The sequence below is a fragment of the Caulobacter sp. LjRoot300 genome (assembly GCF_964253875.1).
Taxonomy (GTDB): domain Bacteria; phylum Pseudomonadota; class Alphaproteobacteria; order Caulobacterales; family Caulobacteraceae; genus Caulobacter.
This window is the reverse complement of sequence record NZ_CAXUSA020000001.1, coordinates 107837-126165: the sequence shown is the minus strand read 5'-3', so window position 1 is coordinate 126165 and position 18329 is coordinate 107837. Positions and strand designations below refer to the sequence as shown.

The window sequence follows — 18329 nt, the reverse complement described above, 5'->3', positions numbered from 1 at the left end:
CATGCCCCAACTGCTTCTCGAACTGTTCTCCGAAGAGATCCCCGCCCGCATGCAGGCCGGCGCCGCGCGCGACCTGGAGCGCATGGCGCGCGAGCACCTGGCCGCCGCCGGCTTCCTGCCCGAGGCCTTGAAGACCTTCGCCGGCCCGCGCCGGCTGACCTTGGTGGTCGAGGGGCTGCCCATCGCCCAGGCCGACCGCAAGGAAGAGCTGAAGGGCCCCCGCGTCGGCGCCCCGCCGCAAGCCCTGGAAGGTTTCCTGCGCAAGGCGGGCCTGACCCAGGATCAGCTGGTCGAGCGCGACGGCGTGTGGATGGCCTTCCTCGACAAGAAGGGCCGCCCGACCACAGAGATCGTCGCCGAGATGGTCGAGGCGATCATCCGCGGCTTCCCGTGGCCCAAGTCGATGACCTGGGGCAGCGGCAAGCTGCGCTGGGTGCGGCCGCTGAAGCGCATCCTTTGCGTCTTCGACCGCGAGGTCGTGCCGTTCGCCGTCGAGGGGATCGAAGCCGGCGACGTCACCGAGGGCCACCGCTTCATGCGCGTCGGCTACGGCTGGGGCGGCCAGCCGTTCAAGGTTCGCGACTTCGACGAATACGCCAAGGGCCTGGCCGAGCACTTCGTCGTGCTGGACGTCGAGGAGCGCAAGGCGCGCATCCTGGAGGGCTGCAAGACCCTGTGCTTCGCGCGGAACCTGGAACTGGTCGAGGACATCGGCCTGCTTGAAGAAGTCGCCGGCCTGGCCGAGTGGCCGACCCCGGTGCTGGGCGACATGGACCCTGCCTTCCTGGACCTGCCGGGCGAGGTGATCCGCACCTCGATGCGCACCCACCAGAAGTATTTCGCCGTCCGCGACCCGGCGACGGGCGGCCTGGCCCCGCACTTCATCACCATCGCCAACGTCCAGTCGGCCGACAGCGGCGCGGTGATCGCCCAGGGCAACGCCAAGGTCCTGTCCTCGCGCCTGTCCGACGCCCGGTTCTTCTGGGACGAGGACGTCAAGGTCGGCTTCGAGCCGTGGCTTGCGAAGCTGAACGGCGTCACCTTCCACGCCAAGCTGGGGACGATGGCCGAGCGGGTGGAGCGTATCGTCGCCCTGGCCGGCGAGATCGCGCCCCTGGTCGGCGCCGACGTCGCCAAGGCCAAGGAGGCCGCGCGGCTGGCCAAGGCGGACCTGGCCTCGCAGATGGTCGGCGAGTTCCCGGAACTGCAGGGCCTGATGGGCGGCTACTACGCCCGCGCCGCCGGCCTGGACCCCGAGATCGCCGACGCCATCCGCGACCATTACAAGCCGCAGGGCCCCTCCGACGCCGTCCCGACCGCGCCGCTGAGCGTGGCCGTGGCCCTGGCCGACAAGCTGGACACGCTGGTGGGCTTCTTCGCCATCGACGAGAAGCCGACCGGATCGAAGGATCCTTATGCACTGCGACGGGCGGCGCTGGGGGTGATCCGGACGATTCTCTCAAATAGCGTGCGCGTGCCGCTACGTGACAGCGCGATTTCGGCGGCGCTTTGGGCGCATGAAAAGGTCGCTGGAGCAACGTCTTGGCGCGCTGTCGATAAGCTGTCGCTTGTCGACGAAACGCTGGCCTTCTTCATTGACCGTTTGAAGGGCACCCTCAAGGACCAAGGCAAGCGCCACGACCTCGTCGACGCCGTGTTCGCGCTCGGCGACGACGACCTGGTGCGCATCGTCGCTCGGGTCGAGGCGCTGGACGGGTTCCTGACCACCGACGACGGCAAGACCCTGATGGCCGGCTACAAACGCGCCTCCAACATCCTCAAGGCCGAGGAGAAGAAGGGCTGGAAAGCCGAAGGCGGTCGCGAGATCCTGCCCGACGCCTCGGCCCCGGAGGTGCAATTGCACGACGGCCTGCGGATGATCGAAAAGCCGCTGGCCGACGCCCTGGCGGCGGAAGACTTCACGGCCGCCATGCGCGAGCTGGCCGGCCTGCGCGGCCCGGTCGACGCCTTCCTGGACGGCGTGTTCGTCAATTCCGAGGTTCCGGCCGAACGCGACAGCCGGCTGAAGACCCTGGCCGCCGTCCGCGACGCCATGGGCCAGGTCGCCGACTTCTCGCTGGTCGGCGGGTAGGGAGGCTACTCCCCGACCACCCGCAAGGTCGGCCGCTCGCCGCGCACCCGGCGCAGCGGGACGTCGAAGTGGAAGGTCGAGCCGACCCCGGGCGTGCTGTCGACGCCGATCGTCCCGCCCATCAGGGCGACCACGTCGTGGCTGATCGCCAGGCCCAGGCCCGAGCCCTCGTGGGCGCGGGTCGAGGAGCCGTCGATCTGCGAGAAGATCTTGAACAGGCGCGGGCAATGCTCCGGCGCGATGCCGACGCCGGTGTCGCGCACCTCGAACCGCAGGCCGATGTCCGACGCCAGGACCTCGATCCGCACCGAGCCGTGATGGGTGAACTTGACAGCGTTGGCGACCAGGTTGCCCAGCACCTGCCGCAGGCGGATCGGGTCGCCGATCCAGGCGCCTTCGCAGCCCGGCGCCACCATGAAGGTCAGGGCGATGCCCTTGTTGGCCGCCGCCCCCGAGAACAGGGCGCAGGTCGCCTCGACCAGGATCTCCAGGTCGAAAGGTTCGGCGCGCAGGCGGACGCCGCCGCTCTCCAGCCGGGCCATGTCGAGGATGTCGTTCAGCAGGGCCAGCAGCGCCTGGCCGGAATGGTGGATCACGTCCAGGCGGCCGCGCTGGCGGTCCGGCAGCTGGTCGGCCTGCATCACCTGGGTCATGCCCAGCACCCCGTTCAGCGGAGTGCGGATCTCGTGGCTCATATTGGCCAGGAACTGGGTCTTGGCGGCGTTGGCGGCCTCGGCCTCCTCCTTGGCGGCGATCAGGGCGCGGCGGCTGGCGGACAGCTTGTCCAGGGCGTCGGTGACGCGCAGGAACAGGATCAGGGCGGCCGCGACCAGGGCGGCGAAGACCAGGATGATCCAGGGCGCTCCGGCCTTCAGCAGCGACATGCCCGGATCGCGCGCCGGCCAGGCGAAGCCGCCGATCGGCTGTCCGTTGATGTCGTGCAGCGGCACGCTGTGGTCGCTGGACCGGCTTTCGGCGACCAGGACCAGGCCCGCTATGCCCAGGTCCTTCTGCAGGCCGCGGGTATAGGTGGTGCTGACCCGGCGGGCGGTGACCGCGATCGAGGGGGAGGCCGCCTGCTGTCGCGCCGCCAGCGGGGCGGTCTCGGCGATCACGTCGGCGGCGACCACCAGGTAGATCTCGTCGCCCGACCGCACCAGGCCTGAGCCGGTGGTGGAGCCTTCGAGGCTGAAGCGCTTGGCCCGGTGCGCGGCCGTCGCCTTGGTCAGGACCCGGGCGACCAGGGGCGCGGCGTCGCTCGGCAGAGCGCCCAGGGCGCTGGCCGACACTCGGGCGCCGGCCAGCGAGCCGTAGATCACCTGGCCGTCGCGAACCACGAAGGTCAGGTCGTGCTGGAAATACTGATGATAGTACTCGCCGAAATTGACGTCGGCCCAGGCCATGTCGACCGGCGGGCCCATGGCCTTGGCGGCGTCGTCCCAGACGGTCGCCGAGGTCAGTTCGCGGGCCATGCGCTGCAGGTCGCGCTGGACGGTGCGCTGGACCAGTTCGCGCTCGTCCTGGCTCTCCATGCGGTCCAGCGACTGGGCGGCGAACAGCATCAGGGCCATGCCGCCCAGGACCGAGACGGCCACCAGCACGATGGTCGCGCCGACGATCCAGTGCAGGGACCTGACGCCGCGCGTCACGGAGGGAGGGTTGAGCCACGTCATGCCGCGATCCTAGCGCATTGGCGGACCAGTGAAGCCGGGCGCGGCGCTTGGCCGCAGCCGCGCTTCAGCCGGCTCGGCGCAGGTCCTGGCGCTCACCGCCGCCGATCCTGAAACGGCCGACCAGCGAGACCAGCTGGGCCGTTTCGCCCTGCAGCCCGACGTGCAACGGATCCACCGCGCCGGCGGCGATCAGGACGCCCGGACCGTCGTCGTCATGGCCCTGCGGATGACCATCGACCTGTTCGAGAAGCGGCGCGAACCCTAGCTTCACCATGGCGAGACGGAGCCCATGCCACCGGTCCCAAGACTCGCGGCGGTGTTCATTCCATCAAGCGTTCGCGCAAATCTCGATCAGGACAACGTTGTCATTGGAAGATTTTGCCGAATTTTCAGTTTAGACTGCGAACCGCAATCCGTCGGTGGACGGCTTCTTTGACAAGGTGCTACTGAACGCCCGGATATTGCAGTGCGGGATGGGCGTTAAGCTCATTGTCCCAGGCCAGGACGGTTCCAACCAGAGAACCGCCGGTTTTTCACTATCGCAGGGTGAACAAGATATGCCGGTTGATACGCTGACCAAGACGCAATGGGTCTATTCGTTCGGGGGAGGCGGCGCCGACGGCGACGCCAAGATGAAGAACTTGCTGGGCGGCAAGGGCGCCAATCTCGCCGAGATGTCGTCCCTGGGCCTGCCGGTGCCGCCGGGCTTCACGGTGACCACCGAGGCCTGCGTCCACTACTACGCCAACGGCAAGCAGTACCCGGCCGAGCTGAAGGACCAGCTGAACGCCGGCCTGGCGACAGTCGAGACGCTGACCGGCAAGGCGTTCGGCGACGTGAAGAACCCGCTGCTGGTTTCGGTGCGCTCGGGCGCCCGGGCCTCGATGCCGGGCATGATGGACACCGTCCTCAACCTGGGTCTCAACGACGAGACCGTCGAGGGCCTGGCCCAGCTGTCGGGCGACCGCCGCTTCGCCTACGACAGCTATCGCCGCTTCATCCAGATGTACTCCAACGTCGTCCTCGACCTGGAGCACCACATGTTCGAGGAGATCCTCGACGACCACAAGGATCGCCTCGACGTCACCGTCGACACGGCCCTGACCGCCGACGACTGGGCCGCGGTGATCAAGGACTACAAGGCCGCGGTGCGCGACGCCCTGGGCAAGCCCTTCCCGCAGGACGCCCAGGAGCAGCTGTGGGGCGCGGTCGGCGCGGTGTTCGCCAGCTGGATGAACGACCGGGCCAAGTTCTATCGCCGCATGCACGACATCCCCGAGGCCTGGGGCACCGCCGTCAACATCCAGTCGATGGTGTTCGGCAACATGGGCGAGACCTCGGCCACCGGCGTGGCCTTCACCCGCAATCCCAGCAACGGCGACGGCCGGCTCTATGGCGAGTTCCTGATCAACGCCCAGGGCGAAGACGTGGTGGCCGGCATCCGCACGCCGCAGTCCCTGACCAAGGCGGCCCGCGAGGAGATGGGCGACACCGCCCCCTCGATGGAAGAGGCCATGCCCGAGGTGTTCCAGCAGTTCAAGACCGTGGTCGAGACGCTGGAGCGCCATTACCGCGACATGCAGGACATCGAGTTCACGGTCGAGCAGGGCAAGCTCTACATGCTGCAGACCCGCAGCGGAAAGCGCACGGCCAAGGCCGCCCTGAAGATCGCCGTCGACATGGCCGCCGAGGGCGTGATCTCGCGCGAAGAGGCGATCGGCCGCGTCGAGCCGGCCTCGCTCGACCAACTGCTGCACCCGACCATCGATCCGACCGCCCATCGCGAACTGATCGCCAAGGGCCTTCCGGCCTCGCCCGGCGCGGCCACCGGCAAGATCGTCTTCGACAGCGACGCCGCCGAAAAGGCCGCCGCCGCTGGCGAGGCCGTGATCCTGGTGCGCGAGGAGACCTCGCCGGAAGACATCCACGGCATGCACGCGGCGCGGGGCATCATCACCGCCCGCGGCGGCATGACCAGCCACGCCGCCGTCGTGGCGCGCGGCATGGGCCGGGCCTGCGTCAGCGGGGCGGGCGACGTGGCGATCTTCCCGAAGGAAGGCCTGTTCCGGGTGCGAGGCCGCGAGTTCAAGGCCGGTGAGATCATCACCATCGACGGCTCGACCGGCGAGATCCTGGTCGGTTCGCCCAAGATGATCGAACCCGAGCTGACCGGCGACTTCGCCACCCTGATGGAATGGGCCGACGCGGCCCGCCGCATGAAGGTCCGCGCCAACGCCGAGACTCCGCTGGACGCCAAGACCGCCCGCCAGTTCGGCGCCGAGGGCATCGGCCTGTGCCGCACCGAGCACATGTTCTTCGACGACACCCGGATCGCCGCCGTGCGCGAGATGATCCTGGCCGACGACGAGGCCGGCCGCCGCGCCGCCCTGGCCAAGATCGCCCCGTTCCAGAAGGCCGACTTCGTCGAGCTGTTCACGATCATGGAAGGCCTGCCGGTCACCATCCGCCTGCTCGACCCGCCGCTGCACGAGTTCCTGCCGCACACGGAGGAAGATGTCGTGGCGGTGGCGCAGGCCACCGGGCTGGACGCCCAGAAGCTGATGCAACGGGCCAAGGAACTGCACGAGACCAACCCGATGCTGGGCCACCGCGGCTGCCGCCTGGGCGTGTCCTATCCCGAGATCTACGAGATGCAGGTGCGGGCGATCATCGAGGCCGCCTGCGACATCGCCAAGTCCGGCAAGGTCGCGCCGATCCCCGAGATCATGCACCCGCTGGTCGCCAAGGGCGAGGAGATGAAGTACCTGCGCGACCTGACCGACCGCACCGCCAAGGCCGTGCTGGAAGAGCAGGGCGTGGATCTGCAGTACACGGTCGGCACCATGGTCGAGCTGCCGCGCGCCGCCCTGCGGGCCGGCGACCTGGCCGCCAACGCCGAGTTCTTCAGCTTCGGCACCAACGACCTGACCCAGACGACCTTCGGCATCAGCCGCGACGACGCCGGCAAGTTCCTGGGCGCCTATATCGACAAGGGCATCTTCGACAAGGACCCCTTCGTCAGCCTCGACCAGGACGGCGTCGGCGACCTGATCCGCATCGCCGCTGAGCGCGGCCGCGCGGCCCGTCCGGGCGTCAAGCTGGGCATCTGCGGCGAGCACGGCGGCGACCCCGCCTCGATCAGCTTCTGCGAAAGCGTCGGGCTGGACTACGTGTCCTGCTCGCCCTACCGCGTGCCGATCGCGCGACTGGCCGCGGCCCAGGCGGCGCTGGCCAACAAGGGCTGATCTTGTAGAAGGGGCTCGTTCGCGAGCCCCTTTTTCGGTCCGCCAACCTCTCTTTTCCACTCATCCCGGCGAACGCCGGGACCCAAGCGGCCTTGGCCGTTTGAGCGCCGCACGCTACTCCAGACTCGGCTTGGGTCCCGGCGTTCGCCGGGATGAGCGGAGGATAGAATGAAGCGGATCATGATCGTGAGCGCGCTGCTGGCCGCGACGCCGGCTTTCGCTCAGACCACCGCCCCCGCGCTCGACCTGCCGCTGTCGATCGACCTGGCCCGCGCCGCGGTCGACGCCTGCGCGGCCAAGGGCGCGGCGGTCAGCGCCAGCGTGGTCGACGACAAGGGCAACCCGCTGGTCGTGCTGCGCGCGCCCGCCAGCCCCAAGCCGCCGGTCGCAGCCCCGCGCAAGGCCGCCACCGCCGTCCAGTTCGACGCGCCCGGCAGCGTGATGGAGCCCCGTGAGAAGGCCGACCCGGCCTTCGCCGCCCTGATCAAGGCCGAGCCCGAGCGGCTGAATCCGCACGGCGGATCGCTGCCGCTGCACATCGGCGGCAAGCTGGTTGGCGGCCTGGCGGTGGCCGACACCTCGCACGAGACCGCCGACGCCTGCGCCCGCGAGGCCCTGGCCGGGTTCACCGGCCAGGTGAACTGACCCTTGGGCCTGGTGAAGGACATGTGGCGCGTCGGCCTGGTCCGCGCGCCGATGGCGGAGCTGCTCAAGCCCGGGGCGCTGGCCGAGCATCCGGTGTCCTGGGTCCCTGATCCGGGCCCGCTGTGCTTCCTGGCCGACCCGATGGGCGTCTGGCGCGACGGCCTGCTCCACGTCTTCGCCGAGATCTACGACTATCGCGACCGCGTCGGCGCCATCGAGGTGCTGACCTTCGACGCGGACCTGAACCTGCTGGAGCGTCGCCCCGCGCTGAAGGAGCCCTGGCACCTGTCGTATCCCTTCGTCATCGAGGCGGACGGCGAGACCTACATGCTGCCCGAGGCGCACAAGTCCGGGCGGCTGACCCTGTATCGCGCCGTGGACTTCCCGACGAAATGGGCGCCGGTCCGGGCGATCGAACTGGACCAGGTGGCCATCGACGCCACGCCGGTGTTCCACGACGGCCTTTGGTGGCTGTTCTACACCCCAGCCACGACCAAGGCCGCGAAGGTCAGCGCCCTGCACGTGGCTTGGGCCGAGACGCTCACCGGCCCCTGGACCCCGCACCCCGGCAACCCCGTGCGCTTGGATCCCTCCAGCTCACGGCCTGGAGGCACGCCTGTCGTCGTCGATGGCGCGATCGTGCTGCCGATGCAGGATTGCCGGCGAACCTATGGCGGCGCCATCCGGGCGCTGCGGGTCACCACCCTGACTCCGGAGCGTTTCGAGGCCGAGGCCGACGAACCGATTTCGCCGCCGCCTAGTTTCGGACGCCTGACCGACGGGTTTCACACCCTGTCGGCCGCCGGGCCGGTCACGTTGATCGACGCCAAGCGCTTCGAAGTCTCGCCGCGCTCGCTGGCGCTGGACGTCCGGCGGGAATGGAAAAAGCGCGTGCCGGGAAAGGCATGAAGCGCTTGGTCGCCGCCGGGCTGGTCCGCTTGGCGACGACGGCGTCGAACACCTGCAGATAGGCCTCGGCGATCGGGCCGATGCGATAGCCGGCGACCGAACGGGCCAGGGCGGCCGGGTCTGGCGCGGGGGCGTTCAGCACCTGGCGCAGACCCTCGGCCAAGCCCTCGGCGTCGCCGATCCGGGTCACGCGACCGTGGAGGCCGTCGCTCAGCAGGTCGCGGGCCGCGGGCGTGCAGTCGGTGCTGACCACCGGGCGACCCGCGCCCAGAGCCTCGACGATGACCGCCGCATAGCCCTCGTACCAGGAGGTCAGCAGGAAGGCGCGGGCCGCCTCCAGCCAGGGCCGAATGTCGGGAACATAGCCGGGCAGGCGTACGCGGTCGGCCACGCCCAGCTCGGCGGCCAGGGCCTCCAGCTCGGCCCGACGCTCGCCTTCGCCAACGATCACCAGCTCGGCGTCGGGATCGCCCAGCAGGGCGAAGGCGCGCAGGGCGATGTCGAAGCCCTTCTCCTTCACCAGCCGGCCGGCCGCGAGGATGGTCTTGCCCTCCGGGGGCGGGGTGAAGGCGTGGTCGTCGTCCAAGGCGGGAAGAGCGATGCGCTGGGTGATGCGTCGCCCCAGGATGCGATTGGCGTCTTCGGTCATGCTGTCCGACAGCGAAATCGCCTGATCGACGCGCGCAGCTGGCGGCGGGTCTTCAGGTTGTAGGGGACCTGGGCCAGGGCACCGCGGCCTTGGCGATAGAGCGGCGTGCCGATCTGGGCGACGACGCCCGGCCGCTGGTCGGCGGGCAGGGCTTCGATGGCGGGCAGGACCGGCCAGTGATAGTTGCCCGGCGCGAACAGGATGTCGGTCCGGCGTCGGGCCACATAGGCGGCCGCCGCATTCCCCAGGGCCTTGCGCGAGCCGCGTCCGCGCGGAATGGGCGGATCGGCCTCGACCACCCGGACCTCGGCGTCGATCCACCGCGCCAATGGGCCTTGGCGCGATCCGCAGAACAGGGTCACCTCGCGGCCGAGCTCCGCCCAGCGGTTGGCCAGCCGCACCGCGATCCGTTCCGACCCGCCCAACGGCAGGTCATGCAGCACGATCGCGATCGTGCGCGCCTTGTCGCCCATCCTACGGTCCCCCGACCATCGACCTGATGGCGCGTCGGGCGCGGGACGAACCGCGGATCTCCAAGCTCCACTAAAGAGCAGACGTCGCGGACGCGGAGGGACCGGAACGGATTTGTCGCGGCGGCGAGAGAAATCGCAGCGCCGCTTTCACGGCCTTCAGGCGGGGAGCCTGGCCTTCTCGCTCCACAGGTCCAGGTCGGCTTCGCGGCCGATCAGGGCCAGGCCCGAGGCGATCGACTCGAACTCGCCGCCGCCCTCGATCTTCGCCGCCCCGAAGCGACGCACGAAGATCTCGCGGACCGCCGGCACGAACGAACTGCCGCCGGTCAGGAACACCCGGTCCACCCCGTCGGGACCCAGGCCCGAGCGCTCCAACGCCTGGTCGACCGCCGTCTCGATGGCCTTCAGCTCCGGGGCGATCCAGCCCTCGAAATCGGCGCGCTGGACGGTCTTCTCGATCAGCACCGAGCCGGCCTCGAAGCGGAAGACGGCGTCTTCCTGGCTCGACAGCGCCTCCTTCAGCGACGAGACGGCGCGGTAGAGGGCGTAGCCGTGGTTGTCGTCCAGCACCTCGATCAGCCGGGCGATCTTCTCGGGTTCCACCGCGGTGCGTTGCAGGGCGCGGATGTCGCGCATGTCCTTGGAGGCGCGCAGCAGGGCCAACTGGTCCCAGCGGGCGAAGGCGGTGTAGTAGCGCTGGGGGATCGGCAGCCGGTTGTCGAACGCCTTGTAGAGGCTGCCCTTGCCCAGCTCCGGCGACACCAGCTGGTCGATGATCCGGTAGTCGAAGGCGTCGCCGGCCAGGCCGACGCCCGACCGCGCCAGGGCGGTGGAGCGCAGCTTCCCGGCGTCCCGCTCGAACCGCACGATCGAGAAGTCGCTGGTGCCGCCGCCGAAGTCGGCGACCAGCACCGTGGCGTCCTGCTTCAGCTGGCGGGCGAAGAAGAACGCCGCCCCCACCGGCTCGTAGGCGTAGCGGATGTCGGTGAAGCCCAGCCGCCTGAAGCCGGCCTCGTAGCGGGCCAGGGCCAGGGCCTCGTCGGGATTGCCGCCGGCGAAGGTGACGGGCCGGCCGACGATCACCCGCGGCGGCAGGGTTTCCATCGCCGCCCCGCCGTGCGCCTTCAGCTTCAGCAGGAAATCGGCCAGCAGGTCCTCGAACAGATAGCGCTTGTTGAGGATCTTGGTCTCGGTGAAGGCGGCGCTGGCGGCGAAGGTCTTGAACGACTGGATGAAGCGGGTCTCCAGCGGGTCCTCGACATAGGCCTCGATCGCCCAGGGGCCGGCCTCGGTCACCAGTTCGTTGGGCCGGCCGTTGGCGCCCATGACGGCGTGGAAGCTCAAGGCCGAGCGGAAGGCGAAGATGTCGCCGCCCGCCGTCGGGAACCTGACCAGCGTGGCCGGGCCGTCGCCGTGGGTCATCGAGACCACGGTGTTGGTCGTGCCGAAGTCTATGCCGATGGTCGGGCCGATAGTCGGGCCGATCGTCGCTGGGGCGGCGGACGTCATGGGAGAAGCCTGGGCGGGAGGAGGGCAGGGTTCCTAACCCCCCAGGCGCTGGCGTCAAGGGTGCGGGCTTTCAAAGCCCAATGCCGGGCGAAATTGACGCCTGCATGACTTACGGACGTTCCAAGGCGTGCTTGACCCGGGCGGTCAGCCGGACGTCACGGCTCATTTGCGTTTCGCGAGTCCAGCCTCGACGTTCGCGCGAAACTCGGCGATGGCGTCTTCGGCGGCGTATGACGCGCCGGTGGCGCGTTCGGGGTCCAGATGAATGTCAGCACCGTCGGCCATGGGAGGAGGATCGCGCCGGTCGGCCGTGACGTCAACGTCGCCGCATTGACTTCCCCGCCGCCCTCCTGTCGATACGCCCCTCAACAGGAAGGGCTTGGCCTTGGAAGACTTCGACGTCGTGGTGCTGGGCGCCGGCGCGGCCGGCATGATGTGCGCCATCGAGGCGGGCAAGCGCGGCCGCAAGGTGCTGGTCGTCGACCACGCCAAGGCCCCCGGCGAGAAGATCCGCATCAGCGGCGGCGGCCGCTGCAACTTCACCAACGTCAACACCGCGCCGGCCAACTTCCTGTCGGCCAACCCGAAGTTCTGTGTCTCGGCCCTGCGCCGCTATCGGCCGGCCGACTTCGTCGCCCTGGTCCAGCGCTACGGTATCGCCTTCCACGAGAAGACCCTGGGCCAGCTGTTCTGCGACGGCTCGGCCCGGCAGGTCATCGACATGCTGCTGAGCGAGATGGCCGCGGCCGGCGTGACGCTGCGCCTGGAGACCGAGGTCAAGAGCGTGGCCAGAGACGGGGAGGGCTGGCGCGTCAGCTTCTCCAACGGGCCGGTCGCCTGCCGCTCGGTCGTGGTCGCCACCGGCGGCAAGTCGATCCCGAAGATGGGCGCGACAGGCCTGGGCTACGAGATCGCCCAGCAGTTCGGCCTGAACATCGTCGAGACCCGTCCCGCGCTCGTGCCCCTGACCTTCGAGGTCAAGACCCTCGAGCGCCTGGCGCCGCTTTCGGGTGTGGCCCTGGACGCGGTGGTCTCCAGCGGCAAGACCAAGTTCGCCGAGGCCATGCTGTTCACCCACCGCGGCCTGTCGGGCCCGTCGATCCTGCAGATCTCGTCCTACTGGCGCGAGGGTGGCGAGATCAGCGTCGACATGGCCCCCGGCGTCGACGTGTTCCAGGCCCTGCGCGCCGCTCGGACGGCCACGCCCAAGCGGGCCCTGTCGACGGTGCTGGGCGAGCTCCTGCCCAAGCGCCTGGCCCAGTTGATCGCCGAGGACGCCGGCGCCTACGGCAACATGGCCGACTGCTCGGACGTGCTGCTGCGCGGCGTGGCCGCGACGGTCAACGCCTGGACGTTCAAGCCGGTCGGTTCCGAAGGCTACCGCACGGCCGAGGTGACGCTGGGCGGGGTCGACACCGACGGCCTGGACTCGCGATCGATGGAGGCCAAGGCCGCGCCGGGGCTCTATTTCATCGGCGAGGTGGTCGACGTGACCGGCTGGCTGGGCGGCTACAATTTCCAGTGGGCCTGGGCGTCGGGCTGGTGCGCGGGGCAGGCGGTTTAGGCCGCGAACCCCCTCCGGCCCTCCGGGCCACCTCCCCCAGAGGGGGAGGATCTATCGTGGACAGATGCTCCCCCTCTGGGGGAGCTGTCGCGAAGCGACTGAGGGGGCTTTCACCCCCCCAACACCAAACTACTTCTTCTTGAACGGGGCCTTGCCTGGCTTCTTGCCGAAAGCAGGCTTGGGACCGCCGAACGCCGGCTTGCCGCCGAAGTCGCCCTTGGCCTTGAAGGGCTTGGGGCCCTTGAACGGCTTGGCTGGGCCAGCGCCGGCGTCGGCGCGGGGCTTGCGGAACGGCTTTTCCGGGGCGGCGGCCGGATCGTAGGGCACGCTCTCGCGGTCGGTGCGCGGGGCGCGGCGCGGGGCGGCCTCGGCATAGGCGCGCGGGGCTTCGTCACGCGGCTTGAACTCGCGCTTGGGAGCGTCCGAACGGGGGCCCTCCGCGCGGGGTTTGAAGTCGCGCTTGGGCGCCTCGTCGCGGTCGCGCGGCTTGTAGTCGCGCTTCGGCTCTTCGTTGCGCGCATACGGCTTGGCGTTGCTGACGCCGTCGGCGCCGAACGCGGACGGACGCGGGGTGTGGTCGCGCGAGCCCGGGGCGTTGGCGCGCGGGGCGCGGTCGTTGTCGCGGGGCGGACGCGGGGCGTATTCGCGGCGCGGCGCGTCGTTGTCGTCGCGGGGCGGACGCGGCGCGTACTCCTTGCGCGGGCCGGCGTCCCGGGCGGCCGGGGCCGTAGTCGGGGTGATGGTCACGTCGTCGCGCACGGTGGCCTGGACGGCCGCGCCGAACTTCACTTCCGCCTCGGCCGAGATCTCGAACTTGGTGTCGTAGTCGAAGATCCGGATCGAGCCGATGTCCTTCTTGGTGATGTGGCCCAGGCGGCAGATCAGCGGGATCAGCCACTTGGGGTCGGCGTTGTTGCGGCGGCCGGTGTTGAGGCGGAACCAGGCCGAGTTGCTCATGTCGGCGCGCGGTTCGCGCTCGGGGCGGTCCCCGAAGTCGCGGGCGTCGCGACCGCCGAAGTCGCGCGGACCGCGGTCGGCGAAGCGGTCGCCGCTGTCGTTGCTGCGCGGGCCGGCGTCGCGCGAACGCGGGCCCGGATCCGCGCCGTGGCGCGGGTCGTCATAGATCTCTTCCGGGGCAGGCAGCTTGGCGCGGCGGGTGCGGATCAGGGCGGCGGCGATCTCGAGCGGCGTGCGCTTGGCCAGCATGGCCTCGGCCAGGGCGGTGTCGTCCTCGACCACGGCTTCGTCGAAGATCGGATCGTCGAGCAGACGCTCGGTGTCCTTGATGCGGATCTCGTCGGCGGTCGGGGCGCCGCCCCACTGGCCTTCGACGCCGGCCGCCATCAGCAGCTGCTCGGCCTTGCGGCGGCGGGTATAGGGCACGACCAGGGCGCTGACGCCCTTCTTGCCGGCCCGGCCGGTGCGGCCCGAGCGGTGCAGCAGGGTGGCCTTGTTGACCGGCAGCTCGGCGTGGATCACCAGGCCGAGGTCAGGCAGGTCTAGACCGCGCGCCGCAACGTCGGTGGCGACGCAGACGCGGGCGTGGCCGTCGCGCAGGGCCTGCAGGGCGTCGGCCCGTTCACGCTGCGACAGCTCGCCCGACAGGCCGACCACGGCGAAGCCGCGCTCGCGCAGCTTGCTGTGCAGCGCGCGGACGCTTTCGCGGGTGTTGCAGAACACCAGGGCGCCGGGGCTTTCGAAATAGCGCAGCAGGTTGACGATCGCGTGCTCGGTCTCGTTGGGCGCGACGCGGACGGCGCGATATTCGATGTCGCGGTGCGGCTCGTTGCGGCCGATGGTGTCGATGCGGACGGCGTCGTTCTGGTAGCTCTTGGCCAGCTGCACGATCTCGCGCGCCAGGGTGGCCGAGAACAGCAGGGTGCGGCGTTCCTTCGGCGCGGCGTCGAGGATGAATTCGAGGTCCTCGCGGAAGCCCATGTCGAGCATCTCGTCGGCCTCGTCGAGGACGGCGACCTTCAGCTCCGACAGGTCCAGGTGGCCGCGCTCGATGTGGTCGCGCAGGCGGCCGGGGGTGCCGACCACGATGTGGGCGCCGAAGTTCAGGGCCCGCTGCTCGCGGCGGGCGTCCATGCCGCCCACGCAGTTGACGACCACGGCGCCGGCGTCGGCATAGAGCCAGGTCAGCTCGCGATTGACCTGGATGGCCAGTTCGCGGGTCGGGGCGATGACCAGGCACATCGGCAGGCCGGCCTTGCCCAGCCGGTCGGCGTCGCCGATCAGGGTGGGGGCGGCGGCCAGGCCGAAGGCGACGGTCTTGCCCGAGCCGGTCTGGGCGCTGACCAGCAGGTCGCGGCCCTCGGCGTCGGCTTCCAGCACGGCGGCCTGGACGGGGGTGGGCTCGAGATAACCTTGAGCGGCAAGAGCCCGCTCAAGAGCGGGGTGGGAGGCGGGGAAGGGCATGCGGGTCCAGTTCGTTTCAAGCGGACGGCGCACACACAAACGCGCGCGGCCCGCACCACGACCAAATACGACCCCCAAATGGACCGTGTTCTTGGTCAGTATCTTCAGAGAATAGACCTTTTTCGCCGGGATGCCGATGAGGCGCGCCGAAATACGGTCCGATGGGCGGCCTAAGGAGGCCAAAACCGTCCGGAAAGCAAGGGCGCCGGGGAAAGAATGCTGCGGTGCGGCGAAATGGCCGCGCGAGGCGGCGGCGGGCTGCAACGCAAAACGCCCGGGGCTCGGCCCCGGGCGCTTCGCCGACCTTCCCCGCGGGCGGGGAAGAAACCTAGCGGTTACGGACGCCCGTGACGGTCAGGGCGGCCTGGTTGCTGTTCAGCTGGCTGACCGCGCCGGCGACAGCGTCGCGGTGGCAGGACGAGGCGGCCACCACGCGCTTGAGTTCCGGGAAGCTGTGGGCGTCGGCCCCGCAGGCTTCCAGGGCGGCGGTGTTGATGCGGCGCATCAGCACCTGGGCGTCGCGGGGGTTGTTGAGGTCCAGCTTGGACTTGGACACCGGGATGCTGACGGTTTCGACGCCGACGGGGGCGGCGACCGCGAACGGCGCGGCGGCCAGGGCCAGGACGGCGACGGTGGAGGCGAGCAGGGTCTTCATGGATCGACTTCCCTAGACTTTGGCGGCGTCTTGGGGCGCCGCTCGGCCCGATCGCGGGCCAAATCCGCAGGCGGACCGGCTCGAAATCGAGCTTTGTCATCCTGCATCTGCCCAAAGAGCGTCCAGGAAAAGCGAAAAAGGTCGACAAATCGGTCAAAAATCAAGCGAACGAAGCTTTTTAGTCGCGAAAAGTCGAATTCGTTTGAGGGGTTAGCTGCGCTTGAGTGGCGCGAATGTGAAATGTCAGATTCTTTGATAGGTCGAGCTGAGAGCGCTGGTCGGGCGGCCTTCCCCGCCCTGAAACGCGAGGAAGGCGCCCGGCCTACAGGTCCAGGTCGTCGGCCGCGAACTCGGCGTTTTCCTGGATGAAGCGGAAGCGCAGCTCGGGCTTGCGGCCCATCAGGGTCTCGACCAGGGCCTCGACCGCCTCCTCGGAGCGCGGCAGGGTGATCTTGGCCAGGGTCCGCACCGACGGGTCCATGGTGGTCTCCTTCAGCTGGGAGGCCATCATCTCGCCCAGGCCCTTGAAGCGGCCGATCTCGGGCTTCTTGCCCTTGAACAGCGTGGCCAGAAGCTCGTCCTTGTGCTCGTCGTCGCGGGCGTAGGCGCTCTTGCCGCCATGGCTGATGCGATAGAGCGGCGGCAGGGCCAGGAACAGGTGACCCTGGCGGATCAGGTCCGGCATGGTCCGGTAGAAGAAGGTGATCAGCAGGCTGGCGATGTGGGCGCCGTCGACGTCGGCGTCGGTCATGATGATGATCCGCTCGTAGCGCAGATCCTCTTCCTTGTACCGATTGCCGCCCTGGGCTCCGAGGGCCAGCATCAGGTCGCTGAGCTCCTTGTTGGCCGTGAACTTCTCGCCGCTGGCCGAGGCCACGTTGAGGATCTTGCCGCGCAGGGGCAGGATCGCCTGGTTCTTGCGGTTGCGGGCCTGCTTGGCCGAGCCGCCGGCCGAGTCGCCTTCGACGATGAACAGTTCAGCGCCATCGACCGCGCCGGCGGCGCAGTCGGCCAGCTTGCCGGGCAGGCGCAGCTTGCGGGTCGCCGAGGCGCGCTGGACTTCCTTGTCCTTGCGGCGCTTGAGGCGCTCCTCGGCCCGTTCGATCACGAACTCCAGCAGGGCCTGGGCGGCCTTGGGGCTGCCGGTCAGCCAGTGGTCGAACGGGTCGCGAAGCGCATTCTCGACGAAGCGTTGCGCTTCGCTCGAAGAGAGCTTTTCCTTGGTCTGGCCCTGGAATTCCGGGTTCTTGATGAACACCGAGATCAGGGCGCCGGCCTGGGCGATCACGTCGTCAGCGGTGATGATCGTCGCCCGCTTCTCGCCCTTCAGCTCGGCGTAAGCCTTGAGACCTCTGGTCAGGGCGGCGCGCAGGCCGCTCTCGTGGGTGCCGCCCTCGGGGGTGGGCACGGTGTTGCAGTACGACTGCATGAAGCCGTCGTGCTCGCCGAAGCCGCGCGGCGTCCAGGCGATGGCCCACTCGACCGCGCCCGCCTCGCCCTGGCGCTCGATGCGGCCGGCGAAGCTGTCGGGGGTGACCACCTCCAGCCCCTTGGTGCGCTCGGCCAGGAAGTCGGCCAGGCCGTTGGGAAAGTGGAAGGTGGCCTCGGGCGGCGTCTGGTCCTGGATGCGGGAGGGATCGCAGGACCATTTGATCTGCACCCCGCGGAACAGATAGGCCTTGGAGCGGGCCATGCGGTACAGGCGCGCCGGCTTGAAGGCCACGTTGTCGCCGAAGATCTGGTCGTCGGGCTTGAAGCGCACCTGGGTGCCGCGCTTCTTGCTGGGCTGAATCCTCTCGACCGGGCCCAGCGGCTTGCCGCGCGCGAAGCTCTGGCGGTGCTCGAAGCCGTCGCGCCAGACGGTGACCTCGACAAGTTCGGACAGGGCGTTGACGACGCTGGCGCCCACCCCGTGCAGACCGCCGGAGGTCTCGTAGGCCTTGCCGCTGAACTTACCGCCCGCGTGCAGGACGGTCATGATCACTTCCAGGGCCGACTTGCCCGGATGCTTGGGGTGCTCGTCCACGGGCATGCCGCGCCCGTCGTCGCGGACCGACAGGTAGCCGTCGGCGTCGAGCTTGACCTCGATAGTCTTGGCGAAGCCGGCCACGGCCTCGTCCATCGAGTTGTCCAGCACCTCGGCGAACAGGTGGTGCAGGGCCCGCTCGTCGGTGCCGCCGATATACATGCCCGGACGCATGCGGACCGGCTCGAGACCCTCCAGGACCTCGATCGAGCTGGCGTCGTAGCCGCCGGACGACGAGAGCGCGGCGGGCGCGCTGGGTTTGGCCGGCGGCGGCGGCGGCGCAGCCGCGCGCGGCGCGGGCTCGGGGTGCGGCTCGCGAGCCGGGAACGGCGAGGCGGGAACCGGGGCGAGGGCGTCGTCGCCGAACAGCGAGAAGTTGGGATCGTCTTTGGAGGACATTAGGGGAACATGCGTCGATTCGGCGGGAGCGCCTCGTATGGGCTCTGCGTCGTCCCCTGAAAAGGGGCT

Annotated in this window: 14 protein-coding genes; 5 read left to right on the top strand and 9 right to left on the bottom strand. The window is 69.5% G+C overall.

Translation table 11 applies throughout. The annotated features are described in order from the left end of the window. Position 1: 1 nt before the first annotated feature. Positions 2-2092: a glycine--tRNA ligase subunit beta gene (gene glyS / locus ACSQ2G_RS00665; RefSeq protein ID WP_436027429.1), complete on the top strand. Its 2091-nt coding sequence runs from the start codon at positions 2-4 to the stop codon at positions 2090-2092. A gap of 5 nt (positions 2093-2097) precedes the next feature. On the opposite strand, the gene ACSQ2G_RS00660 is transcribed toward glyS, so the two are convergent. Further along, the gene (locus ACSQ2G_RS00660) at positions 2098-3765 is read right to left on the bottom strand and encodes a sensor histidine kinase (RefSeq protein ID WP_436027427.1); all 1668 of its coding nucleotides are present in this window, start codon (positions 3763-3765) and stop codon (positions 2098-2100) included. 64 nt (positions 3766-3829) lie between these two features. Next, entirely contained in the window at positions 3830-4039 is a 210-nt protein-coding gene (locus ACSQ2G_RS00655; protein WP_436027425.1) for a hypothetical protein, read from the bottom strand. A gap of 283 nt (positions 4040-4322) precedes the next feature. On the opposite strand from ACSQ2G_RS00655, the gene ppdK reads away from it, so the two are divergent. The 3 genes from ppdK (at position 4323) to ACSQ2G_RS00640 (ending at position 8564) form a co-directional block, all read left to right on the top strand. Then, a complete protein-coding gene (gene ppdK / locus ACSQ2G_RS00650; RefSeq protein ID WP_436027424.1) occupies positions 4323-7010 on the top strand; it encodes a pyruvate, phosphate dikinase in 2688 nt (895 codons plus the stop codon). 180 nt (positions 7011-7190) lie between these two features. Continuing rightward, positions 7191-7655, top strand: coding sequence for a GlcG/HbpS family heme-binding protein (locus tag ACSQ2G_RS00645; RefSeq protein ID WP_436027422.1), 465 nt, complete (start codon positions 7191-7193; stop codon positions 7653-7655). Between the two features lie 12 nt (positions 7656-7667). After that, complete coding sequence (locus ACSQ2G_RS00640; protein WP_436028893.1) at positions 7668-8564, top strand: glucosamine inositolphosphorylceramide transferase family protein; 897 nt, start codon at positions 7668-7670, stop codon at positions 8562-8564. Here the strand turns inward: ACSQ2G_RS00640 and ACSQ2G_RS00635 are convergent. From ACSQ2G_RS00635 to ACSQ2G_RS00620, 4 genes are all read right to left on the bottom strand, one after another. Beyond that, on the bottom strand, positions 8467-9213 hold the full coding sequence (locus ACSQ2G_RS00635) for a glycosyltransferase (RefSeq protein WP_436027420.1): 747 nt from the start codon (positions 9211-9213) through the stop codon (positions 8467-8469). The genes ACSQ2G_RS00640 and ACSQ2G_RS00635 overlap by 98 nt on opposite strands. Further along, positions 9210-9686 (bottom strand): glycosyltransferase, encoded by a 477-nt coding sequence (locus tag ACSQ2G_RS00630; protein WP_436027419.1) that lies wholly within the window; start codon positions 9684-9686, stop codon positions 9210-9212. Before ACSQ2G_RS00630 ends, ACSQ2G_RS00635 begins: the two co-directional genes overlap by 4 nt. A 156-nt stretch (positions 9687-9842) precedes the next feature. After that, a complete protein-coding gene (locus tag ACSQ2G_RS00625) occupies positions 9843-11195 on the bottom strand; it encodes an Hsp70 family protein (protein WP_436027417.1) in 1353 nt (450 codons plus the stop codon). A 162-nt stretch (positions 11196-11357) separates the two neighbouring features. After that, positions 11358-11480 (bottom strand): hypothetical protein, encoded by a 123-nt coding sequence (locus ACSQ2G_RS00620; RefSeq protein WP_436027415.1) that lies wholly within the window; start codon positions 11478-11480, stop codon positions 11358-11360. 100 nt (positions 11481-11580) lie between these two features. Here ACSQ2G_RS00620 and ACSQ2G_RS00615 point away from each other — a divergent pair, with 100 nt between their 5' ends. Then, the gene (locus tag ACSQ2G_RS00615) at positions 11581-12759 is read left to right on the top strand and encodes an NAD(P)/FAD-dependent oxidoreductase (RefSeq protein WP_436028891.1); all 1179 of its coding nucleotides are present in this window, start codon (positions 11581-11583) and stop codon (positions 12757-12759) included. A 129-nt stretch (positions 12760-12888) separates the two neighbouring features. Here the strand turns inward: ACSQ2G_RS00615 and ACSQ2G_RS00610 are convergent, their stop codons facing one another. The 3 genes from ACSQ2G_RS00610 to parE all read right to left on the bottom strand — a co-directional run bounded on the left by ACSQ2G_RS00610 (position 12889) and on the right by parE (position 18260). Beyond that, a complete protein-coding gene (locus ACSQ2G_RS00610) occupies positions 12889-15180 on the bottom strand; it encodes a DEAD/DEAH box helicase (RefSeq protein WP_436027413.1) in 2292 nt (763 codons plus the stop codon). 328 nt (positions 15181-15508) lie between these two features. Further along, on the bottom strand, positions 15509-15835 hold the full coding sequence (locus tag ACSQ2G_RS00605) for a UrcA family protein (RefSeq protein WP_436027411.1): 327 nt from the start codon (positions 15833-15835) through the stop codon (positions 15509-15511). A 322-nt stretch (positions 15836-16157) separates the two neighbouring features. Beyond that, entirely contained in the window at positions 16158-18260 is a 2103-nt protein-coding gene (gene parE / locus ACSQ2G_RS00600; RefSeq protein WP_436027409.1) for a DNA topoisomerase IV subunit B, read from the bottom strand. Between the last annotated feature and the right edge of the window lie 69 nt (positions 18261-18329).